The sequence below is a fragment of the Flagellimonas alvinocaridis genome (assembly GCF_004916895.1).
Classification (GTDB): domain Bacteria; phylum Bacteroidota; class Bacteroidia; order Flavobacteriales; family Flavobacteriaceae; genus Flagellimonas; species Flagellimonas alvinocaridis.
This window is the reverse complement of record NZ_SNTZ01000121.1, coordinates 1-380: the sequence shown is the minus strand read 5'-3', so window position 1 is coordinate 380 and position 380 is coordinate 1. Positions and strand designations below refer to the sequence as shown.

Annotated in this window: 1 protein-coding gene; it reads left to right on the top strand. The window is 38.2% G+C overall.

All coding sequences use genetic code 11. The features are described 5' to 3' along the window. Positions 1-81 precede the first annotated feature (81 nt). The coding region (locus EZV76_RS17370; RefSeq protein WP_236640961.1) for a pepsin/retropepsin-like aspartic protease family protein at positions 82-380 on the top strand (299 nt) is incomplete at its 3' end.

Below are 380 nucleotides of genomic sequence, written 5' to 3'. Positions count from 1 at the left end.
AAGATTCTTGACGTTCTCCGAAATGTCAAAATCAATATCCCTCTGATCGATGCAATCGAGCACATACCCTCGTATGCCAAATTGCTCAAAGAACTTTGCACAAAAAAGCAAAAACTAAATGTCAAGGAGAAATCCTTTTATATTGAGCATATCAATGCCATGATCCAATCAGACATGCCTGAAAAGCTAAATGACCATGGTTGTCCTACAATTTCGGTCATGATTGGTAAGCATAGGGTAGATAATGTTATGCTTGATTTAGGAGCAAGCGTTAATGTGCTCCCATACTCAATCTATCTTGAACTAGGATTGACAAATCTAAAACCTACTCGTACCATACTTCAACTCGCTGATAAATCTTTGAGATATCCTCGGGGTAT